23 protein-coding genes are annotated in these 22,044 nt (G+C 74.2%); 16 read left to right on the forward strand and 7 right to left on the reverse strand.

Annotated features, from left to right (window positions below; translation table 11 throughout):
• Positions 1-36: 36 nt before the first annotated feature.
• Complete coding sequence (locus ACWGB8_RS30455) at positions 37-1,005, reverse strand: helix-turn-helix transcriptional regulator (protein WP_452216845.1); 969 nt, start codon at positions 1,003-1,005, stop codon at positions 37-39.
• Positions 1,006-1,230: 225 nt separating this feature from the next.
• Here ACWGB8_RS30455 and ACWGB8_RS30460 point away from each other — a divergent pair, with 225 nt between their 5' ends.
• The 3 genes from ACWGB8_RS30460 (at position 1,231) to ACWGB8_RS30470 (ending at position 3,258) form a co-directional block, all read left to right on the forward strand.
• Positions 1,231-1,722 carry a hypothetical protein gene (locus ACWGB8_RS30460; protein ID WP_452216846.1) on the forward strand — a complete coding sequence of 164 codons (492 nt, stop codon included), beginning with the start codon at positions 1,231-1,233 and terminating at the stop codon, positions 1,720-1,722.
• Between the two features lie 133 nt (positions 1,723-1,855).
• A complete protein-coding gene (locus ACWGB8_RS30465) occupies positions 1,856-2,542 on the forward strand; it encodes a DUF3105 domain-containing protein (RefSeq protein WP_452216847.1) in 687 nt (228 codons plus the stop codon).
• A complete protein-coding gene (locus tag ACWGB8_RS30470) occupies positions 2,539-3,258 on the forward strand; it encodes a DUF305 domain-containing protein (protein ID WP_452216848.1) in 720 nt (239 codons plus the stop codon). The genes ACWGB8_RS30465 and ACWGB8_RS30470 overlap by 4 nt, the downstream gene beginning before the upstream one ends.
• On the opposite strand, the gene ACWGB8_RS30475 is transcribed toward ACWGB8_RS30470, so the two are convergent.
• Positions 3,218-4,819 (reverse strand): MFS transporter, encoded by a 1,602-nt coding sequence (locus tag ACWGB8_RS30475; protein ID WP_452216849.1) that lies wholly within the window; start codon positions 4,817-4,819, stop codon positions 3,218-3,220. The genes ACWGB8_RS30470 and ACWGB8_RS30475 overlap by 41 nt on opposite strands.
• Before the next feature lie 177 nt (positions 4,820-4,996).
• Here ACWGB8_RS30475 and ACWGB8_RS30480 point away from each other — a divergent pair, with 177 nt between their 5' ends.
• Entirely contained in the window at positions 4,997-5,461 is a 465-nt protein-coding gene (locus ACWGB8_RS30480) for a MarR family winged helix-turn-helix transcriptional regulator (RefSeq protein ID WP_452216850.1), read from the forward strand.
• A 94-nt stretch (positions 5,462-5,555) separates the two neighbouring features.
• Here ACWGB8_RS30480 and ACWGB8_RS30485 read toward each other — a convergent pair whose 3' ends face one another.
• Positions 5,556-6,068, reverse strand: a complete 513-nt coding sequence (locus ACWGB8_RS30485; protein ID WP_452216851.1) for a methylated-DNA--[protein]-cysteine S-methyltransferase — start codon at positions 6,066-6,068, stop codon at positions 5,556-5,558.
• A gap of 15 nt (positions 6,069-6,083) precedes the next feature.
• The gene (locus ACWGB8_RS30490) at positions 6,084-7,697 is read right to left on the reverse strand and encodes an AlkA N-terminal domain-containing protein (RefSeq protein WP_452216852.1); all 1,614 of its coding nucleotides are present in this window, start codon (positions 7,695-7,697) and stop codon (positions 6,084-6,086) included.
• A gap of 122 nt (positions 7,698-7,819) precedes the next feature.
• Between ACWGB8_RS30490 and ACWGB8_RS30495 the strand changes: the two genes are divergently transcribed.
• Positions 7,820-8,251 (forward strand): ASCH domain-containing protein, encoded by a 432-nt coding sequence (locus ACWGB8_RS30495; RefSeq protein WP_452216853.1) that lies wholly within the window; start codon positions 7,820-7,822, stop codon positions 8,249-8,251.
• A gap of 212 nt (positions 8,252-8,463) precedes the next feature.
• Here the strand turns inward: ACWGB8_RS30495 and rsgA are convergent, their stop codons facing one another.
• Together rsgA and ACWGB8_RS30505 are read right to left on the reverse strand one after the other, a co-directional pair.
• On the reverse strand, positions 8,464-9,561 hold the full coding sequence (rsgA, locus tag ACWGB8_RS30500; RefSeq protein ID WP_452216854.1) for a ribosome small subunit-dependent GTPase A: 1,098 nt from the start codon (positions 9,559-9,561) through the stop codon (positions 8,464-8,466).
• Between the two features lie 334 nt (positions 9,562-9,895).
• Positions 9,896-11,197 (reverse strand): YihY/virulence factor BrkB family protein, encoded by a 1,302-nt coding sequence (locus ACWGB8_RS30505; RefSeq protein ID WP_452216855.1) that lies wholly within the window; start codon positions 11,195-11,197, stop codon positions 9,896-9,898.
• Between the two features lie 188 nt (positions 11,198-11,385).
• Here ACWGB8_RS30505 and ACWGB8_RS30510 point away from each other — a divergent pair, with 188 nt between their 5' ends.
• From ACWGB8_RS30510 to ACWGB8_RS30560, 11 genes are all read left to right on the forward strand, one after another.
• Positions 11,386-11,469, forward strand: coding sequence for a putative leader peptide (locus ACWGB8_RS30510; RefSeq protein WP_310593185.1), 84 nt, complete (start codon positions 11,386-11,388; stop codon positions 11,467-11,469).
• Positions 11,470-11,668: 199 nt separating this feature from the next.
• A complete protein-coding gene (locus tag ACWGB8_RS30515) occupies positions 11,669-13,393 on the forward strand; it encodes a nitrite/sulfite reductase (RefSeq protein WP_452216856.1) in 1,725 nt (574 codons plus the stop codon).
• Complete coding sequence (locus tag ACWGB8_RS30520; protein WP_452216857.1) at positions 13,390-13,566, forward strand: hypothetical protein; 177 nt, start codon at positions 13,390-13,392, stop codon at positions 13,564-13,566. The genes ACWGB8_RS30515 and ACWGB8_RS30520 overlap by 4 nt, the downstream gene beginning before the upstream one ends.
• Positions 13,550-14,254 (forward strand): phosphoadenylyl-sulfate reductase, encoded by a 705-nt coding sequence (locus ACWGB8_RS30525; protein WP_452216858.1) that lies wholly within the window; start codon positions 13,550-13,552, stop codon positions 14,252-14,254. Before ACWGB8_RS30520 ends, ACWGB8_RS30525 begins: the two co-directional genes overlap by 17 nt.
• A gap of 32 nt (positions 14,255-14,286) precedes the next feature.
• Positions 14,287-14,886 (forward strand): adenylyl-sulfate kinase, encoded by a 600-nt coding sequence (gene cysC / locus ACWGB8_RS30530; protein WP_452216859.1) that lies wholly within the window; start codon positions 14,287-14,289, stop codon positions 14,884-14,886.
• A complete protein-coding gene (gene cysD, locus ACWGB8_RS30535; protein ID WP_452216860.1) occupies positions 14,883-15,821 on the forward strand; it encodes a sulfate adenylyltransferase subunit CysD in 939 nt (312 codons plus the stop codon). Before cysC ends, cysD begins: the two co-directional genes overlap by 4 nt.
• Positions 15,821-17,149: a sulfate adenylyltransferase subunit 1 gene (locus ACWGB8_RS30540; RefSeq protein ID WP_452216861.1), complete on the forward strand. Its 1,329-nt coding sequence runs from the start codon at positions 15,821-15,823 to the stop codon at positions 17,147-17,149. The genes cysD and ACWGB8_RS30540 overlap by 1 nt, the downstream gene beginning before the upstream one ends.
• Before the next feature lie 254 nt (positions 17,150-17,403).
• Entirely contained in the window at positions 17,404-18,561 is a 1,158-nt protein-coding gene (locus ACWGB8_RS30545) for an aliphatic sulfonate ABC transporter substrate-binding protein (protein WP_452216862.1), read from the forward strand.
• Positions 18,562-18,785: 224 nt separating this feature from the next.
• Entirely contained in the window at positions 18,786-19,589 is an 804-nt protein-coding gene (locus ACWGB8_RS30550; protein ID WP_452216863.1) for an ABC transporter ATP-binding protein, read from the forward strand.
• Complete coding sequence (locus ACWGB8_RS30555) at positions 19,576-20,481, forward strand: ABC transporter permease (protein ID WP_452216864.1); 906 nt, start codon at positions 19,576-19,578, stop codon at positions 20,479-20,481. The genes ACWGB8_RS30550 and ACWGB8_RS30555 overlap by 14 nt, the downstream gene beginning before the upstream one ends.
• Before the next feature lie 11 nt (positions 20,482-20,492).
• Entirely contained in the window at positions 20,493-21,302 is an 810-nt protein-coding gene (locus tag ACWGB8_RS30560; RefSeq protein ID WP_452216865.1) for a sirohydrochlorin chelatase, read from the forward strand.
• A gap of 9 nt (positions 21,303-21,311) precedes the next feature.
• Here the strand turns inward: ACWGB8_RS30560 and ACWGB8_RS30565 are convergent, their stop codons facing one another.
• Positions 21,312-21,623 (reverse strand): CopG family antitoxin, encoded by a 312-nt coding sequence (locus ACWGB8_RS30565; protein ID WP_452216866.1) that lies wholly within the window; start codon positions 21,621-21,623, stop codon positions 21,312-21,314.
• Positions 21,624-22,044 lie beyond the last annotated feature (421 nt).

Raw genomic sequence — 22,044 nt, forward strand, 5'->3', positions numbered from 1 at the left:
GTGCCGGCCCACCCGTCGCGCATCGCCGCAGACGCGCTACGGCCCGTACAGCTCCGCCGTCCGCCGCGCCGCCCGGGCGAACCGCTCGCGCAGCGCGGCCGGCTCCAGCACCTCCACCTCCGGCCCGCCGGCGAGCAGTTGGCCGTACGCCACGTCCGCGGACTCCACCGGCAGCGTGACGGTGACCGACGCGTCGCCCTCCTGCCACCCGGCCGCCGCCAGCGCCTCGCGGGCGGCGGCCGGGTCGGTGAGCCGCGGCAGCAGCCGGACGCCCTCGGGGGTGAGCCTCAGCACCACGCTCGCGCGCAGCAGCGAGCGGGCGAACTCCTCCGAGTGCCGGGCCCAGAACGCGGCGAGGTCGAACTCCGGGTCCCGCTCGAAGTGCTCCTCGGTCGCCGCCACCGTGGTCAGCCGGTCCACCCGGTACACCCGCACGTGCCCGCCCGCACCGGCGCACAGGTACCAGACGCCGGCCTTCAGCACGAGCCCGTACGGCGCGAGTTCGCGCTCCACCTCGCCGCCCTGCTTGCGGTAGCGGGCGAGCACCAGCCGGTCGGCCCAGACCGCCTCGGCGACGTCCGCCAGCAGCGGCGGGGTCTGCGGCTCGTGGTACCAGCGCGGGGCGTCCAGGTGGAAGCGCCGGGCCGCACTGCCGGAGGCGTCGCGCAGCGAGGGCAGCAGGGCGGCGGAGACCTTCAGACGGGCCGCCGAGGCCGCGTCCTCCAGGCCCATGTCGCGCAGCGCCCCGGGCACGCCGGAGAGGAAGAGCGCCTCGGCCTCGCCGCGGGCCAGCCCGGTGAGCCGGGTGCGGTACCCGCCGAGCAGCCGGTAGCCGCCCGCCCGGCCGCGGTCGGCGTAGACCGGGACGCCGGCCTCGGAGAGCGCCGCGGCGTCCCGGGTGACCGTCCGCTCGGAGACCTCCAGCTCGTCGGCGAGCTCGCGGGCGGTCATCGACGGGCGGTTCTGGAGCAGCAGGACCATCTTGATGAGTCGGGCGGCGCGCATGGGTCCATCATGGTGCGCCCGTCCGCGCGTCCGGGTGCGGACCGTGAGGACGGTCACGGCGGCGGTCCGGGTGCGGGCGGGTTCTCCGTTCCGTCCGGGCTTGCCGGGTCTGTCCCGGGCAGGGCGTTTCCGGGGTGTTTCGGGCCTGTCGGGCGGCTGCCGGCCCGGAAAACGGGGCCCGAGGAGGGGCATCGCATTCACCCGTTCGGCTGATTAAATGTGCGCATGACCGCGTCGGCGCCCAAGGCACTCTGGCCGGGGAGGACCGTACCCGCGGGCCGCCCCGCCGGCGCGCTGTGGGTCCTGCTGCTGGTCGCCGTACTGACCGCGCTGCCCTGCGCGGGGCACGCCAAGGCGGTGGAGGCGCAACGCGGGGCCCAGGCCGCCGCCGCACCGACCACCGTCGTCGGACCGTCCGCGGACTCCGCCGCCGACCGGCCCGGCACGGCGCACCACGGCGACCGCGGCCCCGCCCCCGACCGCCGGCACTGGACCTGGTGCACCGCCGACGGCACGCCGCCGTCGCACAACAACTGCTCCAGCCACCCGTACTGCGGGCAGGACGCCCAGCTCCCCAACCCGCCGCCGCAGCCCCAGCCCGCCGCCGCGACGCGGCCGGCGGCACCCGAGGCGCTCCCCCGGGTCCTGCCCGCGGGGCTCCTGGTCGGCCCGCACCCGGCGCCCGACCTGCACGAACTGCAAGTCCACCGGTCCTGAGCGGAACCCACCGCCCGGCCCCGGCCACCGTCCCGCCACACGGCGCGAACGGCCGGACCGGCGCGGATCCGCTGCCCTCTCCCCCTCTCAGCTGACCGCCGAGCCCCCCGGCCGGCGGGGACAAGGACACCACATGGGTTCCGCCTCGAAGCAGTCCAACAAGCCCGGCAAGACCGCCGGCAAGGTGAGCGCCAAGCAGGCCGGCCTCGACCGCCGCGCCCGGATAGCCGAGCTGCGCGCCGCCGAGGTGCGCCGCGAGCGCCGCAACAAGCTGATCGCCGCCCTGGTCGGCGGCGTGCTGGTGATCGGTGCGATCGGCACCGGCACCTGGATCGTGGTCGACGCCAACAAGGAGAAGAAGGCCAAGGAGGCCGCCGCCGCCGCACCCATCGACGGCGTGCAGACCTTCGGCGAACTCGGCCGCAACCACGTCAAGGAGAAGGTCACCTACCCGCAGACCCCGCCGGTCGGCGGCGACCACAACGCCATCTGGCTCGACTGCATGGGCACCGTCTACGACAAGCCGGTCGAGAACGAGCGCGCGGTGCACTCGCTGGAGCACGGCGCGGTCTGGGTGACGTACAACGACAAGGCCAAGCCCGAGGACGTCAAGGCGCTGTCCGACAAGGTCAAGGCCACCCCGTACTCGCTGATGAGCCCGTACCCGGAGGAGTCCGGCACCATCACGCTGAGCGCCTGGAGCACCCAGCTGGTCGTGGAGAGCGCCTCCGACCCGCGGGTGGAGGCCTTCTTCACCAAGTACGTCCAGGGCCAGCAGACCCAGGAGCCGGGCGCCTCCTGCACCATGGGGGCGATGTGACGGCCGACGCGGACGCCACCGGCGCGGACGCGGCCGACCCGGACGCCACCGCCGGGGCCGCGCAGCCGTCCCGGCGCGGGCGGCTGTGGTGGCCGGCGGCGCTGGCCGCCGCACTGGCGCTCGCCCTCGGGGTGCCCGCCCTGGTGGCGAGCGGCACCTCGGCCTCCGCCGGTGCGTCGGCCGGCGTCCCGGCCGGCGACTCCCCCGAGGCCGGCTTCGCCCGGGACATGGCCATCCACCACCAGCAGGCCGTCGACCTGTCGTTCGTCGTCCGGGACCGCACCGAGGACACCGCGACCCGCACCCTGGCCTTCGACATCATCAACACCCAGGCCAACCAGCGGGGCATGATGATGGGCTGGCTCGACCAGTGGGGGCTGCCGCAGCGCTCGCCGGACAAGCCGATGGCCTGGATGCGGATGAACCACGCCTACGAGCCGCACGACGGCTCGCTGATGCCGGGCATGGCCACCACCACCCAGCTGGCGAAGCTGCGCACGCTCAGCGGGCGGGACGCCGAGGTGTACTTCCTGCAGCTGATGCTGGAGCACCACAAGGGCGGGGTGGAGATGGCCCGGGGCTACGTCGCGGTGGCGGCCAACGACGCCGAGAAGCGGCTCGCCCAGTCGATGGTGGTCGGGCAGACCTCGGAGATCGGGCTGATCACCGACATGCTCAAGGAGCGCGGCGCGGAGCCGGGGGCCCCGGCCTCCTGACCGCACGGCCGGCCGGGGTGCGGGATGTCCGCGCCCCGGCCGCGGCGTTCCCGGCACCGGGGACGGCGCGCCTGCGTCCGCCGTCCCGTCGGTCGCCGGCACGCGGGTCGCCGGCACGCGGGTCGCCGGCACGCGGGTCGCCGACACGTCCGCCGTCCCGTCCGTCGCCGCGCGGGACCAGCCGCAGCGCCGCGAACGCGACCGCCGCGAGGAGGGCGAGCACCGTACGGCCGCCCGCCGCCGCGCCCGCGAGGTGCACCCCGAGCACCGGCAGCGCGGTGCCGAGCGCCGTCCCGAGGCTGCGGGCCGTGTTGACCATGCCGCCGCCGACCGCCGCGGACTGCGCGGGTACCGCCCGCATCACCAGCGCGTTGTTGGCCGGCAGCAGCAGGCCCAGCCCGGTGCCCGCCACCAGCAGCGGGAGCGCCGCCCCGGCCGGGGTCGCGGGCAGCAGCGCCAGCAGGGCCAGTCCGCCGCCGGCCAGCACGGCACCCAGGCGGCAGCGGACCGCGTCGCCCCGGCCGCGCGGCAGCAGGGCGCCGCCGAAGGTCGCGGAGAGCGCGAACGCGGCCGGCAGCAGGGTGATCACCAGGCCCGCCGCGGCCACCGGCGTCCCGGAGCCGGCCAGCAGCACCGGCTCCAGCACCAGCGGGCAGAACAGCAGCAGGTAGCCGATCAGTGCGACGGCCAGCCCCGGCCGCACCCCCGGGGTGTTCACCAGGCCCGGCGCGATCAGCGGCCGGGTCGCCCGGCGCTCCTGCCGGACCAGGGCGAGGGTGCCGAGCACGGCGGCGAGCAGCAGGACGGCCACCGCCGGGCCCGGCAGGGGGAGTCCGGAGGCGGCGGACAGCGCCAGCAGCAGGGCGGTCGAGGAGCCGGCCAGCAGCAGCATGCCCAGCAGGTCGAAGCGCCCGCCGGGCGGCCCGGCGGCCGGGGCGTCCTTCCGGTCCCCCGGCAGCAGGAACCATCCGGCGACCAGCCCCAGCAGCCCGATCGGCACGTTCGCCCAGAAGACCCACCGCCAGGAGGCGTGCTCGACCAGCAGCCCGCCGAGGCTCGGCCCGAGCGCCAGCCCGAGGCCCTGCGCCGCCGCCTGGATCCCCAGCGCCCGGCACATCGACCGCTCGGGCACCCCGCGGGCGACCAGCGCGACGCTGTTCGCCTGCATCATCGCCCCGCCCACCGCCTGCACCGCCCGGCAGACGACCAGCACCGCGAGGCTGCCCGCGAGTCCGGCGCCCAGCGAGGCGAGCGCGAACACCCCGAACCCGCCCAGGTACACGCCCTTGCGCCCGACCCGGTCGGACAGCCGGCCGACCGGCGCCAGCAGCGCGACCAGCACCAGCAGGTACGCCAGCGCCACCCACACCACCGCGGCGAGCCCGGTGTCGAACTGCCGCGCGAGCGCCGGGAACACCAGGGCCGTCACGCTCGCGGTGAGCTGCCCGAGGAAGGCGCCGAGACAGACCGTGCCGACGCCGAGCCACTGGCGGTACGGCAGCCAGGCGGTCTCCGCGCGCTCCCCGGGGCCGGTGCTGAGCGGGTGCGCGGAGGTGTCCATGCCGATCAATATATCGGAGACCGATATGTTCTTGGGCCGATCTTCTCTGCCACCGAACAGCCGCCCGTCCGCCGCTGAACGGCCGTCCCTCCGCCATCGAACGGCCTGCGATCCGCCACCGAACGGCCGCCCGGCCCGGCGCCGGAGGCCCCGCACCCGGACGCTACGATTTCCGCCATGCCGTCACTGCCCGCTCCCGACGCCGACGCCGCCGAGTCCGCCCGGAAGCTCACCGACACGGTGACCCGGCTGCGGCGGGCGCTGCGGAGCAGCATCCGCACCGACTACCCGTGGGAGTCGCTGCCCATGGCACAGGTCGAACTGCTCCAGACACTGGCCGCCGAACCGCTCCGGGTCGGCGAACTGGCGGCCCGTCAGCGGCTCGCCCCCAATACCGTCAGCGGCCTGGTCGGCAAGCTCCTCGACGCCGGCTTCGTCGACCGCCAGGCCGACCCGGGCGACCGCCGCACCGCCCGGATCGCCCTCACCGCGGCCGGCCACCGCCAGCTCGCCGACTGGCAGCAGGCCCACGAGCGCCGGATCGCCGACGCCCTCGGCAGCCTCTCCCCCGCGGACCGCGAGGCCGTGGCGGCCGCCCTGCCCGGCCTCGAACGCCTGGCCCGGGCCCTCGACCAGTCCTGACCGGCCCGCCCGGGGCAGCCCGCCCCGAGAGCGGACCGCCCCGGCCGAGGGGGTGCCCGGCGTACCCGTGCCGGGCGGCCCGTCGGCGGAGCGGTCAGAACAGGGCGCCGCTCTCCAACCCGAGCAGCCAGCGCTTGGCGTCCACCCCGGCCGCGAAGCCGGTCAGCGCGCCGTTGGCGCCGATCACCCGGTGGCAGGGGCGGATGACCAGCAGCGGGTTCGCCCCCACCGCGCCGCCCACCGCCCGCACCGCCTGCGGGGAGGCCCCGGCCAGCGCCGCCAGCTCGCCGTAGGTGACCGTCTCGCCGTACGGGACGGTGTCCAGGGCCGCCCACACCCTCCGGCGGAAGTCACTGCCGACTGGCGCCAGCTCCAGGTCGAAGGTGGTGCGCTGCCCGGCGAAGTAGGCGGTGAGCTGCTCCACGGCTGAGGACAGCGCGGCCGGATCGTGGACCCAGTCCTCGGCCGGCTCGCCTCGGGCGCCCTTCTGCCCGGGCAGCGTGACGGCGGCCAGGGCGGCCGGGGCGCCCTCCTCGGGCCGGACGCCGCTGAGCAGCAGCAGGCCGAGCGGGCTGTCCATGGTGGTGTACACGGTGGTGGCGGTCATGGCGGTGCTCCGTTCTCAGTGGTCGGTGGTCGCGGCGACGGCCGTGCCGGATGCGGCGGAGGCAGGCGCCGCCGGGGCTTCGGCGGACGAAGCGGACGCGGCGGACGCGGCCCAGAGCCGGTGCACGGCATACGAGCGCCACGGCGCCCAGGCCCCGGCCGCCGCGGTGGCGGCCCGCGCGTCCCACGCCCGCACGTCCCCGGCCGCCCCGCCGTCGGCCGACGCGCCGTCGGCGTGCGCGGCGAGGCGCTGCAGCCCGTGCCGGACACCTACATCGCCCGCCAGGAACACGTCCGGATCGGCCAGCGCCCGCATCCGCAGGTAGCCGACCGTCCAGGGCCCGATGCCCGGCAGGGCGAGCAACTGGGCGGCGGCCTCCTCGCGGTCCACCCCGCCGTCCAGCCGGACGGCTCCCTCGGCGAGGGCGGCGCAGAGCCCGGTGAGGGCGCGCCGCCGGGCGGCGGGCATCGCGAAGTCCTCGGGCTCGGCCACCGCGAGCGCCGCGGAGGTCGGGAAGAGCAGCCGCAGCCCGCCGCTGGCCTCGGACAGCGGGGTGCCGTACTTCGCGGCGAGCCGTCCGGCCAGCGTACGGGCCGCGCCGACGGTGATCTGCTGGCCGAGCACGGCGCGGACGGCCAGCTCGTGCGGGTCGACGTGGCCGGGCGAGCGCAGTCCGGGGCGGGCCCGGACCAGCGGGCCGAGCAGCGGGTCGGCGCCGAGCTGTTCGTCGACGGCGTCGGGGTCGGCGTCCAGGTCGAAGAGGATCCGCAGCCGCTGCACGGCGGTCGGCAGGTCGCGCAGGTCGGTGAGGAACAGCCGGCAGTCCAGCCAGCCGCGGGTCCGGGGGTCGCCCGGGGCGAGCCCGTCGACCTCGGCGATGCCGTGGCCGTACGGCATCGCGAGGGTGCGGCGGTAGGTGCGCACGCCGGGCCGTCCGCCGGGGACCACCTCCTCCACGCCGGGCACGGCGCGCAGCGCGAGGAAGTCGATCAGGTGGTCGCTGTCCAGGGCCCCCCGGTAGGCGAGGCGCAGGGTCAGCCCGCCCGCCGGGGTGGCGGTGCGGCGGCCGGACGCGACCTCGGCGCGCAGCCCGCTGGGGGTGCGGTCGTAGACCTCGCGCACGGTGTCGTTGAACTGCCGGACGCTGGCGAAGCCCGCCGCGAAGGCGATCTCGGTGACGGGCAGCTCGGTGGTCTGCAGCAGCAGCCGGGCGGTCTGGGCGCGCCGGGCGCGGGCCAGGGCGATCGGGCCGGCGCCGAGTTCGGCGGTGAGCTGGCGCTGGAGCTGGCGGGAGCTGTAGCCGAGGCGCTGGGCGAGGCCGGCGACGCCCTCCCGGTCGACCACACCGTCACCGATCAGCCGCATCGCCCGGCCGACCAGGTCGGCGCGGTGGTTCCACTCGGGCGAGCCGGGAACCGAGTCCGGCCGGCAGCGGCGGCAAGCCCGGAAGCCCGCGCCCTGGGCCGCGGCGGCACTGGGGTAGAAGGTGCAGTTGACCCGCTTCGGGGTGACCGCGGGGCAGCTCGGGCGGCAGTAGATGCCGGTCGTGGTGACGGCCGTGAAGAAGACCCCGTCGAAGCGGGAGTCCCGGCTGTCCACGGCCCGGTAGCGGATGTCGTCGTCGATCACGCTGTCCAGTCTGCGCCACCCGGGGCGCCCCGACTGGCGGATATCGGACAGGGCCGTCGCGGCCCGGGCGGCCCGCCGAAATTCCGTGGCCGAACCGCCCGCGCCGTCGATAGCCTGCGCGGATGACCGAGCAACCGTACGCCGAGCTGCCCCCCGCCCTGTTCGCCTTCCCCGGCCCGCTGCGCGATCGGCTGGTCGCGGCGGTGCTGGACGGCTCGAAGACCAGCACCACGGGCCTGCTCACCGAGTACGAGCGCGAGGGCGAGCCGCTGCCCGAGGTCGGCGCCCGCTCGGTGGTCGTCGACTCGGACGAGCGCCCGGTCGCGGTCATCGAGGTGACCGGCGTCCGGGTCGTGCCGCTCCGCGAGGTCGATCTCGCGCACGCGGTGGACGAGGGCGAGGGCCACACCACCGTGGCGCAGTGGCGCACCGACCACGAGGGCTTCTGGCACGGCGCCGAGCTGCGCGCCGCGATGGGCGACCCCGGGTTCACGGTGGACGACGGCACCCCGGTGGTGCTGGAGCGCTTCCGCCTGGTCGCCGACCTGCGCTGAGCGGCCCCGCCGGCGTCCGGCGGCTCGCCCCGGGCCGTTCCGAACCCGGCTCGGACCCCAGGCCCGAGCCCTCAGGCCCCGAGCCCCAGGCCCGAGCCCTCAGGCCCCGAGCCCCAGGCCGAACCCGCAGGTCCCGGTCCCGGCCCCGTCCCAAGGCGTCGCCGTGCCGGGGCACCCCGCAGGCGGCGGGGTGCCCGGGCAGGGCGCGGCGGTCAGCGCTTCACGGGCAGCCCCCGCATCGACTTGGTGATCGTCTTCCACTTCCGCACCCGCTCGGCGGCCAGCCGGGCGTCCGAGCGGGCGGCGATCCACTCGCTCTCGCGCTGCAGCTTGAGGTAGCTGTCCATCCGGCGCTGGGCCAGAGTGCCGTCCGCGAGGGCGGCGGCGACCGCGCAGCCGGGCTCACTGCGGTGGCTGCAGTCCTGGAAGCGGCACTGCTCGGCGAGGTCCTCGATCTCGCTGAAGGCCATCGCCAGGCCCTCGCCGCCGTAGAGGCCGACCTCGCGCAGGCCGGGGGTGTCGATCAGCACTCCGCCACCGGGCAGCGGGATCAGCTCGCGGGTGGTGGTGGTGTGCCGGCCCTTCTCGTCGACCGAGCGGGTGGCCTGGACGGTCATCACGTCGGCGCCGGCCAGCGCGTTGGTGAGGGTGGACTTGCCGACGCCGGACTGGCCGACCAGCGCGGTGCTGCCCGGGGTGCAGGCGCGCAGCACGTCGACGCCCTCGCCGGTCTCGGCGCTGACCACCAGGACGGTGACGCCGGGCGCGATCGCCTCGACGTCGGCCCGGATGTACTCGGCGTCGTCGACGAGGTCGGCCTTGGTGAGGACGACCACCGGCTCGGCGCCGGACTCCCAGGCCAGGGCGAGGAAGCGCTCGATCCGGCCGAGGTCGGGCTCGGCGGCCAGCGAGGCGGCGATCAGCACGGTGTCGACGTTGGCGGCGAGCACCTGGCCGTCCGAGCGCTTGCCGGAGACCTTGCGGATGATCGCGGTGGAGCGCGGCAGCAGGGCCGCGACGGCCGGCATCGGGGCGGCGGCCAGGTCGACGGCCGCCCAGTCGCCGGTGCACGGGCAGTTGATCAGGTCCGCGTCGCCGACCTGCCGGGTGTCGGCCCGGACGGTACGCAGCCCGCCCGTCTCCGGGTCGGCCAGCACGACGTCGCACTGGCCGCGGTCGACGCGGGTGATCCGGCCGGCGACGAGACCGGCCTCGGCGAGCGGGGTGAAGAGCTCTTCGAGCTCGGGCGTCCAGCCGTGTCCGGACAGGACGGAGTTGACGGTGGGGGTGGTGAAAGCGGCGTCGAACAACGCGGTGGGCCCTTCGGGAGGAATGCTGTCCCGGCGGGCTGCGGCTGCGCGCGAGGAGTCGGCGTCAGCCGGCGGCCGGGAGGGTGAGGTGGGGTGCGTGAGCGCTGCGCCGGGCAGCGGCGACGACGGTGACAGCCATCGGGCCCACCTCCTGCTTCTCTCCGGGGCCCGCGGGAAGGGCCCGCGAACCGAACTGATCACACGCTAGCCAACGCCCCGCCCCCTGCCAACCGGTTTTCCCGCCACCCCGCGTCCGCCCCGCCGACCGGGCGGTCGGCCGCCCGCGGACCTCGGGTCGGCCGCCGCCGGGCACCCCGACGGGCACCCCTCTCTTCTACCGCTGCTGGTCCCACGGGGGCCGGGGCGGCCGGCTCGGGATCGTCCAGTCCGGCGGCGGCGCGGCGGGCCGGTCGCTGTCCGGCGGCGGCGGGGTGGGCCGGTGGTGCGGGCCGCTGCCGCGCGCGGTGATCCGGCCGCGGACGTTCTCGGCGGCCATGACGTCGGCCCAGCGCTCGGGGTACTCGGAGGGCACGTCGAGGTCGTCGGCCTCGTCCGCCTCCCAGGACTCCTCCTCCGTCCCCTCGGCGAGGCCCAGCTCGCGCGCCCGCCGGGCCCGCTCGACGGCGCGCCGGGCGGCGACCTCGCGGACCACCGCGGCGGCGGCCTCCTCGTGGGCGCGCTCGTTCTCGGCGCGGGCGTCGGCGGTCTCCAGGGTGGGCCAGCGGCGGTCTATGGCGGCGTTCATCGCGGCGCCGATGAGGACGGCGAGCGCGACCACGCCGATCCACAGCAGGACGGCGACCGGCGCGGCCAGCGAGCCGTACACCGAGGGGCCCTCGACCGAGCTGACCAGGTAGAGGCGGAGCAGCACGCTGCACACCACCAGGACGACCAGGGCGACCAGGGCACCCGGGATGTCCTCGCGCCAGGGCGTGGAGACCGGGACGGCCAGGTGGTAGAGGGTGGTGAGGGAGACGATCAGCAGCAGGATCGCGGCGGGCCAGTAGAGCGCGTTGACGAGCCCGGCCGCGTCCGGCACCGCGGCGACCACCAGCCCGGGCCCGGCGACCAGCAGCGGCAGCACCAGCGAGCCGATCACCAGGGCCCCGAGATAGAGGAGCAGCGACATCAGCCGGGTCTTGACGATGCCGCGCTTGCCGTCGAGGCCGTACATGACGGTGATGGTGTCGATGAAGATGTAGAGCGCCCGGGAGCCGGACCAGAGCGAGAGCAGGAAGCCGATCGAGATGAGGTCCGGCCGGGTGTGGTCGAAGACGTCGTTCAGCAGCGGCACCACGACCTGCTGGATGGAGGACTCCGAGAGGACCGTCCCGGCTGCCGAGACGATGTCCTGCTTCAGCTTGTCGATGGTGCCGGCGCCGAGGAGCTCGTCGAGGTAGCCGAGGGTGCCGGCGAGGCAGAGCAGCAGGGGCGGGATCGACAGCAGGGTGAAGAAGGCGGCCTCCGCGGCGAGGCCGGTGACCCGGTACTCGACGCAGGTGTTGGTGGTGTCCTTGATCAGTTCCCAGGCGGTGCTGCGCCAGGTGACCTGCTTGGCCGCGCGCCGTGAGCCCTTGCCCCGTCGCCGGGTGGGCCGCTCGGGGTTCGGTCGGGTCGTATCGCCTGCTGCTTGCACAGGGCTAACGGTATCGGGCCGGGGGCGCTGCACTGATCTCCCCGGGCTGTGATGCGAACTCCGGCTCGGGCCGGGGGTACTCTCCGGCGAGCGGCGGCGATGCCGATCCGTCTCGGAATGCGACATCTTTGCGTCCAGAATACGGACGTTAGTGGACCGCGAGTCGGTCCCCGTGCGAATCTCTTGCCATGCCGAGCGCCGGAACCACCCTAGTAGGTCGACTCCACGTCGATCTCCTTCGCGTGTCCAGCGCCATCTGTCCGGTGACCTGAGCCACACCCCGCTGCCACCACCGCACCCGGCGCCACCACCCTCGCCGTCCCCGCTGACGCGGACGCGCAGGCGCCCACCGGCCACGGTCTCTGCTCCTCCCGGCCCTGATGAACCAGCAGGTCACAGCAGCACCGAACCGCCGAGCACCGCCCAGCGAACCACCCGGCGCCAGAGCCACCTGCCCCGAAGGACTTCACCATGGCCACCTCCCCCGAGACCGCCGAGCCCACGGCCGAGCGCCCCGCCGCGCGCCGACCCGCCGCCGCTCGCAAGGTGACCCGTCACCGCGGCGAGGGCCAGTGGGGCATGGGGCACTTCACCCCCCTGAACGCCAACGAGCAGTTCAAGAAGGACGACGACGGTCTCAATGTGCGGACACGCATTGAGACGATCTACGCGCACCGGGGCTTCGACTCCATCGACCCGGCCGACCTGCGCGGCCGGATGCGCTGGTGGGGTCTGTACACCCAGCGCAAGGAGGGCATCGACGGCGGCAAGACCGCGATCCTGGACCCGCACGAGCTGGACGCCGAGTACTTCATGCTCCGTGTGCGCATCGACGGCGGCCGGCTGACGGTCGCCCAGCTCCGCGCGATCGCCGAGGTCTCCGAGCAGTACGCCCGCAACACCGCCGACCTCACGGACCGCCAGAACGTCCAGTACCACTGGATCCGGATCGAGGACGTCCCGGCGATCTGGCAGAAGCTGGAGGCCGTCGGCCTGTCCACCACCGAGGCCTGCGGCGACACCCCGCGCGTCATCCTCGGCTCCCCGGTGGCCGGCATCTCCGAGGACGAGATCATCGACGGCACGCCCGCCATCGACGAGATCCAGCGCCGCTTCATCGGCAACAAGGACTTCTCCAACCTGCCGCGCAAGTTCAAGTCCGCCGTCTCCGGCTCCCCGCTGCTGGACGTCGCCCACGAGATCAACGACATCGCCTTCGTCGGCGTGGTGCACCCCGAGCACGGCCCCGGCTTCGACCTGTGGGTCGGCGGCGGCCTCTCCACCAACCCCAAGCTCGGCGTGCGGCTGGGCGCCTGGGTCCCGCTGGACGAGGTCGCGGACGTCTACGGCGGCGTCATCGGCATCTTCCGCGACTACGGCTACCGCCGGCTGCGCAACCGCGCCCGGCTGAAGTTCCTGGTCGCCGACTGGGGCGTGGAGAAGTTCCGCCAGGTCCTGGAGGACGAGTACCTCAAGTACCGGCTGGTCGACGGCCCCGCGCCGAAGGAGCCCTCCGGCCGCTGGCGCGACCACGTCGGCGTGCACCGGCAGAAGGACGGCCGCTACTACGTCGGCTTCGCCCCGCGGGTCGGCCGGGTCGACGGCAAGCTGCTCGGCCAGGTCGCCGACCTCGCCGCCGCCCACGGCAGCGACCGGCTGCGCACCACCGCCGAGCAGAAGATGATCGTCCTCGACATCGCCGAGGACCGCGTCGAGTCGCTGGTCGCCGGCCTGGAGGCGCTGGACCTGCGGGTCACCCCGTCGCCGTTCCGCCGCGGCACCATGGCCTGCACCGGCATCGAGTACTGCAAGCTCGCCATCGTCGAGACCAAGGAGCGCGGCCGCACGCTCATCGACGAGCTGGAGGAGCGCCTGCCGGACTTCGACGAGCCGCTGACCATCAACATCAACGGCTGCCCGAACGCCTGCGCCCGCATCCAGGTCGCCGACATCGGCCTCAAGGGCCAGCTGGTCACCGACGACGCGGGCAACCAGGTCGAGGGCTACCAGGTCCACCTCGGCGGCGCCCTCGGGCTGGAGGCCGGCTTCGGCCGCAAGGTCCGCGGCCTGAAGGTCACCAAGGACGGCCTGCCCGACTACGTCGAGCGCGTGCTGACCCGCTTCCGCGCCGACCGCACCGAGGGCGAGCGCTTCGCCCAGTGGGCGGCCCGCGCGAGCGAGGAGCAGCTGTCGTGAGCGAGCGTGCCGCACCCTTCCACTGCCCCTACTGCGGGGACGAGGATCTGCGCCCGTCCGAGGCCGGACACGGCGCCTGGGAATGCCACGGCTGCCGCCGGGCTTTCCAGTTGAAGTTCCTCGGCCTGCTGTCGACCACCCACGGGGGTACCGGACATGACCAGCGCGACTGACGTCGACCACGAGCGGCTCGCCGCCGAGGCGGCCCGCGAGCTGGAGGAGGCCGACGCGCAGGAGATCCTGCAGTGGGCCGCCGACACCTTCGGGAAGCGGTTCTGCGTCACCTCCTCGATGGAGGACGCCGTCGTGGCCCACCTCGCGTCCACCGTCCTGCCCGGCGTGGACGTGGTGTTCCTCGACACCGGCTACCACTTCGCCGAGACCATCGGCACCCGGGACGCCGTGGCCGCCGTCCTGCCGGTCAACGTCATCACCCTGACGCCGCGCCAGACGGTCGCCGAGCAGGACGCCCAGTACGGGCCGAACCTGCACGACCGCGACCCGGACCTCTGCTGCGCCCTGCGCAAGGTCGAGCCGCTCAACCGCGGCCTCGGCGGGTACGACGCCTGGGCCACCGGGCTGCGCCGCGACGAGTCGCCGACCCGTGCGAACACCCCGGTGGTCGCCTGGGACGCCAAGCGCCGCAAGGTGAAGCTGGCGCCGATCGCCCGCTGGACGCAGGAGGACGTGGACGCCTACGTCAACGCCAACGGCGTCCTGCTCAACCCGCTGCTGTGGGAGGGCTACACGTCCATCGGCTGCTCGCCGCTGTCGTGCACCCGCAAGCCCGGCGAGGGCGAGGACGCCCGGGCCGGCCGCTGGTCCGGGCTCGGCAAGACCGAGTGCGGCATCCACCTCTGACCACCCGCCACCACCACCCAGGAGAACCGACCGTGACCACAGCCACCACCCCGGCCGCCGACGGAGCCGCAGAGGCGGCCCGCCGGGCCGTCCCCTGCGAGCGCGGCGCCACGGTGTGGCTGACCGGTCTGCCGAGCGCGGGCAAGACCACGCTGGCCTTCGCGCTGGCCGAGCGGCTGCGCGCCGAGGGCCACCGGGTGGAGGTCCTCGACGGCGACGAGATCCGCGAGTTCCTCTCCAAGGGCCTCGGGTTCAGCCGCGAGGACCGCCACACCAACGTCACCCGGATCGGCTTCGTCGCCGAGAAGCTGGCCGCCAACGGCGTCAAGGTGCTGGCCCCGGTCATCGCCCCGTACGCCGACTCGCGGGCCGCCGTCCGCGCACGGCACGCCGAGCACGGCACCGACTTCCTGGAGATCCACGTCGCGACCCCGGTCGAGCTGTGCGCCGAGCGCGACGTGAAGGGCCTCTACGCCAAGCAGGCCGCCGGTGAGATCTCCGGCCTCACCGGTGTCGACGACCCGTACGAGGCGCCCGCGGACCCCGAGCTGCGCCTGCAGACCAGGGACCGCGCGGTGGCCGAGTCCGCCGCCGAGCTGCACGCCTTCCTGACCGAGAGGGGCCTCGCATGACGACCGCGACCCAGAACCTGGTGCACGCCGACGACACCCCCTTCGCGCTGTCCCACCTGGACGCGCTGGAGGCCGAGTCGGTGCACATCTTCCGCGAGGTCGCGGGGGAGTTCGAGCGCCCGGTGATCCTCTTCTCGGGCGGCAAGGACTCCATCGTCATGCTGCACCTGGCGCTGAAGGCGTTCTGGCCCGCCGCCGTGCCGTTCTCGCTGCTGCACGTCGACACCGGCCACAACTTCCCCGAGGTCATCGAGTACCGGGACCGCACCGCCGCCCGGCACAACCTGCGGCTGCACGTGGCGAGCGTGCAGGACTTCATCGACGACGGCCGGCTGCGCGAGCGCCCCGACGGCACCCGCAACCCGCTGCAGACCGTCCCGCTGCTGGACGCCATCGAGCGCAACCGCTTCGACGCGGTCTTCGGCGGCGGCCGGCGCGACGAGGAGAAGGCCCGCGCCAAGGAGCGGGTGTTCTCCCTGCGCGACGAGTTCGGCGCCTGGGACCCGCGCCGCCAGCGCCCCGAGCTGTGGTCGCTCTACAACGGCCGGCACGCCGTCGGCGAGCACGTGCGCGTCTTCCCGCTCTCCAACTGGACCGAGCTGGACGTGTGGCAGTACATCGAGCGGGAGGGCATCGAGCTCCCGGAGATCTACTACGCCCACCACCGCGACGTGTTCCAGCGCAACGGCATGTGGCTGACCGCCGGCGACTGGGGCGGGCCCAAGGAGCACGAGACGGTCGAGCGGCGCCTGATCCGCTACCGCACCGTCGGCGACATGTCCTGCACCGGCGCCGTCGAGTCCGAGGCCGCCACCAACGCCGACATCATCGCCGAGATCGCCGCCAGCCGCCTCACCGAGCGCGGCGCCACCCGCGCCGACGACAAGCTCTCCGAGGCCGCGATGGAAGACCGCAAGCGCGAGGGATACTTCTAATGAGCACCACCGTCGAGAACAGCGCCACCTCGCTGCTGCGCTTCGCCACCGCCGGATCCGTCGACGACGGCAAGTCCACCCTGGTCGGCCGGCTGCTGCACGACTCCAAGTCGGTGCTCGCCGACCAGCTGGAGGCCGTGGAGCACGCCTCGCGCAACCGCGGCCAGGACGCCCCGGACCTCGCCCTGCTCACCGACGGCCTGCGCGCCGAGCGCGAACAGGGCATCACCATCGACGTGGCGTACCGCTACTTCGCCACCCCGCGGCGGCGGTTCATCCTCGCCGACACCCCGGGCCACGTGCAGTACACCCGCAACATGGTGACCGGCGCGTCCACCGCCGAGCTCGCCGTCGTGCTGGTCGACGCCCGCAACGGCGTCGTCGAGCAGACCCGCCGGCACGCCGCCGTCGCCGCGCTGCTGCGCGTGCCGCACGTCGTCCTGGCCGTCAACAAGATGGACCTGGTCGGCTACGCCGAGCCGGTCTTCGCGGCCATCGCCGAGGAGTTCACCGCGTACGCGGCCTCGCTGGGCGTCAAGGACGTCGTCGCGGTGCCGATCTCGGCGCTGGCCGGCGACAACGTCGTCGAGCCGTCCGCGCACATGGACTGGTACGGCGGCCCCACCCTGCTGGAGCACCTGGAGACCGTGCCGGTCGGCAGCGACCCCAGCGAGGAGCCGGCCCGCTTCCCGGTCCAGTACGTGATCCGCCCGCAGACCGAGGAGCACCCCGACTACCGCGGCTACGCCGGCCAGCTGGCCTCCGGCGTGCTGCGGGTGGGCGACGCCGTGACGGTCCTGCCGTCCGGGCGCACCACCACCGTCGCCGGGATCGACGCGCTCGGCCGGTCCACCGACATCGCCTGGGCCCCCCAGTCGGTCACCGTCCGGCTCGCCGACGACATCGACGTCTCCCGCGGCGACCTGCTCGCGGCCGGCCCGGCCCCGGTGCCCACCAAGGACGTCGAGGCGACGGTCTGCCACCTCAGCGAGCGCCCGCTGCTCCCCGGTGCCAAGGTGCTGCTCAAGCACACCACCCGCACCGTGCGCGCGCTGGTCAAGGAGATCTCGTACCGGATCGACATCGACAGCCTCGACCGGCGCCCCGGTACCGAGGGGCTCCAGGTCAACGACATCGGCCACGTGGTGCTGCGCACCGCCGAGCCGCTGTCGCTCGACGACTACAGCGCCAACCGCCGGACCGGATCGTTCCTGCTGATCGACCCGGCCGACGGCACCACTCTCACCGCCGGCATGGCGGGCGAGGCCTTCGGGGCCGTGCCCGGCACGGCGACCACCGACGTACCCGACGAGGAGGACTGGGTCTGATGCCCAGCGAGGCGTTCTCGGGCATGGACAAGGAAGGCGGCCGCATCGGCAGCGGCGTCCTCGGCAGCGGCCAGGGCGGCCTGACCCGATGTGTGGGCCGACAGGGGCACTGATCCCCTGTCACCGGGCCGGCGCCTTCCCACAGCAGGCGCCGACCCGGCTTGCCCGGCGTCGCCCGATGCCGCAAGCACAACCTTCCGAACTCCCGCCCCGAGACCGCCTCCCGGCGGTCCCGTCCAGAACAGGACGCACCCATGGCACAGCACCACGCCTCCGCGCATAGCCGGCCCCGCCCCGCCGCCGGCCGGATCAGACGCTCCGCCGCCGCCACCGTGGCCGGGCTGACCGCCGTCGCCCTGCTGTCCGCCTGCGGCTACGGCTCCAAGAGCGAGGACAACAAGCCCAACAACGCCGCTGCCGCCGCGAATTCCTCCGGCGCCGCGAAGCTCTCCGCGGACACGGTGAAGATCGGCTACTTCGCCAACCTGACCCACGGCACCGCGCTGGTCGGCCTCCAGGAGGGCATCCTCCAGAAGGAGCTCGGCGGCACCCAGATCAAGACCCAGGTCTTCAACGCGGGACCGGCCGAGATCGAGGCGCTGAACGCCGGCTCCATCGACATCGGCTGGATCGGCCCCTCCCCGGCCATCAACGGCTACACCAAGTCCGAGGGCAAGTCCCTGAAGATCATCGGCGGTTCGGCCTCCGGCGGCGTCAAGCTGGTGGTCAACCCCGAGAAGATCGCCACCCTGGACGACCTCAAGGGCAAGAAGATCGCGACCCCGCAGATCGGCAACACCCAGGACGTCGCGCTCCTCAACTACCTGGCCGGCAAGGGCTACAAGGTCGACGCCCAGTCCGGCGCCGGCGACGTCTCCGTCGTCCGCTCGGACAACAAGGTCACCCCGGACGCCTACAAGCAGGGATCCATCGACGGCGCCTGGGTGCCCGAGCCGACCGCCTCCAAGCTGGTCACCCTCGGGGCGAAGGTCCTCCTCAACGAGAAGGACCTCTGGCCGGACAAGAAGTTCGTGATCACCAACATCATCGTCTCGCAGAAGTTCCTCAAGGAGCACCCGGACGTGGTCGAGGCCGTCCTGCGCGGCTCGGTGAACACCAACGCCTTCATCAAGGCCAACCCCGACAAGGCCAAGTCGATCGCCAACGAGGCCATCAAGAAGGAGGCCGGCAACGCGCTGGAGCCGGCCGTCCTCGACCCGGCCTGGCAGGACATCGACTTCCTGGACGACCCGCTCGCCGGCACCCTCCAGAAGGAGGCCGACAACGCTGTGACCGCCGGCCTGCTCAAGAAGCCGAACCTCAACGGCATCTACGACCTCACCCTGCTCAACAAGGTCCTCCAGGCCAAGGGCCAGAGCCCCGTGGCGGACGCCGGGCTCGGCACCAAGTAGCGCACCGCACCACCGACTCGCACCACGGGTAGGGGCGCCGCTGCGCTCAAGCTCCGCGGTCCGGACCCCCGCCCGCCCGGTCGATGCCCAGTCACGGGCCGGGCGGGGCCGGACCCCGGCTCCCACTTCGCCACCTCCCTCCCCGCCCGCCGACGGCGGGGAGGGGCCCATGACCGCCCCCCGGCCCCGGCCGGGAGGTGCCCCCAGAAGCAGGAGGTGCCCGGATGACCCCGGCACTGACCACCTCGGAAGACGCTCCCGGCGTCGAGGCCCGGGGCGGCGCCCATGCCGTCCGGCTCTCGCACGTGCACAAGTCCTTCGGCCGCGCCGGCGCCGCGACCCACGTCCTGGACGACATCACCCTCGACGTCGCGCCCGGCGAGTTCGTGACGCTGCTCGGCGCGTCCGGCTGCGGCAAGTCCACCCTGCTCAACCTGGTCGCCGGACTCGACAAGCCCAGCCAGGGCACCATCGAGGTGTCCGGCGGCCGGCCCGCGCTGATGTTCCAGGAGCACGCCCTCTTCCCCTGGCTCACCGCCGGCAAGAACATCGAACTCTCCCTCCGGCTCAACGGCGTCCCCCGCGCCGAGCGCCGCGCCGAGGCCGAGCGCCTGCTCGAGCTCGTCCGCCTCGGCGGCTCGTACGACAAGCGGGTGCACGAGCTCTCCGGCGGCATGCGCCAGCGCGTCGCGATGGCCCGCGCGCTCGCCCAGGGCAGCTCCGTGCTGCTGATGGACGAGCCCTTCGCCGCGCTCGACGCCATCACCCGCGACGTCCTGCACGACGAGATCACCCGGATCTGGGCCGAACGGCAGCTCACCGTCCTGTTCGTCACCCACAACGTCCGCGAGGCCGTCCGGCTCGCCCAGCGCGTCGTCCTGCTCTCCTCCCGCCCCGGCCGGGTCGCCCGCGAATGGCGGATCGACCTGCCGCAGCCGCGCCGCATCGAATCCACCGGCGTCGCCGACCTGTCCATCGAGATCACCGAAGAACTGCGTGGGGAGATCCGTCGCCATGGCCAGCACTGAGACCACCCCCGTCCTCGACAAGCGCGCCCCCGCCGCCGACACTGCCGGTGTCGAAGCCGGCCTGGACGCGCTGGACACCGTCGTCGTCGAGAAGCGCTCCACCGGCGAGGTGCTGCGGCAGAAGGTGCTGCCCCCGCTGCTCGGCGTGCTGCTCGTCCTCGCCGTCTGGCAGGGCGCCTACAGCCTGGAGCTCACCAGCTCCTACAAGCTCCCCAGCCCTGCCGACGTCGCGGCCTCCTTCGGCGAGCTCTGGAGCCAGGGCACGCTGTTCTCGATCATCTGGACCAGCGTCTGGCGCGGCATCTCCGGCTTCGTCGTCGCCGTCGCCATCGGCACCCCGATCGGCCTCCTGGTCGCCCGGGTCAAGCCGATCCGGGCCGCCCTCGGCCCCGTGCTCTCCGGCCTCCAGTCCCTCCCCTCGGTCGCCTGGGTGCCCGCCGCCGTCATCTGGCTCGGCATCAACGACTCGATGATGTACGCGGTCATCCTGCTCGGCGCCGTCCCCTCCATCGCCAACGGCCTGGTCGCCGGCATCGACCAGGTGCCGCCGCTGTTCCTGCGGGCCGGCCGCACCCTCGGCGCCTCCGGCCTCACCGGCGCCCGGCACATCCTGCTGCCCGCCGCCCTCCCCGGCTACATCGCGGGCCTCAAGCAGGGCTGGGCCTTCTCCTGGCGCTCCCTGATGGCCGCCGAACTCGTCGCCTCCTCCCCCGACCTCGGCCTCGGCCTCGGCCGGTACCTGGAGAACTCCCGCGAGTTCTCCGACATGCCCGGCGTCCTGCTCGGCATCATCCTCATCCTCTTCGTCGGCATCGCCATCGAACTGCTGGTGTTCGCCCCGATCGAGCGCCGCGTCCTGCGCAACCGCGGCCTGCTGGCCTCCGTCAAGTAGGGCACCCGCGCATGCACCGCACGCACGACCGCAGGCTGTCCGCCGCCCCCGCCACCCCGGCGGCGGCGGGCGGCCCCGCGCTGCTGCTCATCGCCCACGGCAGCCGCGACCCCCGGCACGCCGCCACCGTCGCCGCGCTGGTCGACCGGGTCCGCGCACTGCGCCCCGGGCTGGAGACCGCCACCGCCTACCTGGACCACTGCGCCCCGCGCATCCCCCAGGTCACCGCCCGGCTCGACGACGCCGTGGCCGTCCCGCTTCTGCTCAACCGTGCCTACCACGCCAAGCACGACATCCCCGCCGCCCTGCACGAGGCCGGCGCCGGCCGGCTCCCCGTCGCGGACGTCCTCGGCCCCTCCCCGCTGCTGCTCGACGCACTCGACCGGCGCCTCGCCGACACCGGCCTCGACACCGCCTCCCCCGCCGTCCGGGCGGGCACCGGCATCGTCCTCGCCGCCGCCGGCTCCTCCGACCCCGCCGCCGACGCCGCCACCCGGGCCCTCGCCGACGCCTGGCGCCGCAGCCGGGGCTGGGCCGCCGTCGAGGTCGCGTACGCCTCCGCCGCCGGCCCCCGGGTGCCGGACGCCCTGGGCGCGCTCCGCCGCCGGCCCGGCGTCCGCCGCACCGCGGTCTCCCCCTACCTGCTCGCCCCCGGCCGCCTCCCCGACCGCATCGCCGAGGCCGCCGCCGACGCCGGCAGCGACCTCCTCGCCGACGTCCTCGGCGCCGCCCCCGAGGTCGCCCGCCTCCTCCTCCACCGCTACACCCGGGCCCTCGCCCACCGCACCACCGCCACCCCCCTCCCCGCCCTCACCGCCTGACCGGAGCCGTCAGGACGCCGTGCGGTGCTGGTACTCGGCCACGGCAGCGGTGATCACACTCAGCGGCACCGACGCCTCCTGGTCCGCGATCGCCGCTTCGATCCACTCCCGCATGATCGCGGTCGGCTTGACCCCGCGCGCCCGGGCCCTTCTGCGGACCTCGTCCATCACCGGCTTCGGGAGCCGGAGGGACGTCGTGATCATCACCGACTCCGCCTCCCGGACCGGTCCCTGCTCGGCGCTCGCGATCTCCTCCTCGGTCAGCTCGTGCGTGTCGTAGTACTCGGCGACCGTCTCGTCGGCCCCGCCGTGATCAGTCATCTCCACCTCAACTCGTCCGCTTGAGGAACAAGCGCCTCTCGGTGCTCGCGTGGCGCAGTACCAGGCCGACCGGACGGCCGCACTGTCCACCAGCACCACCAACAGGTGACGCCCGGCATCCGTCACTCCGAGACAGAGCGTCGAACCACCACGTCCGGCGGTGAACCAGTGCGGGCGTGTGAAGACGACCTGCTCGACCTGCTCCGGTGTCACTCCGTGCCGAGCGATGTGCCCCTCGGACTTCTCGGTCCAGTAGATCTCACTATGCACGACACCGAACGTGTTGCAAACGCAATGCGCGACACCACCCCGAATCACCCCGACGGGAGACGGCGCTCGAAGCCCGCTGCCAGGGCGAGGAGCGCCGGGAGGGCGCCCCCCAAACCAAGGGCGGGCCGGTGGTGGTTGGAGTAGGGGTGGA

The organism is Kitasatospora sp. NPDC054939 (genome assembly GCF_053610105.1).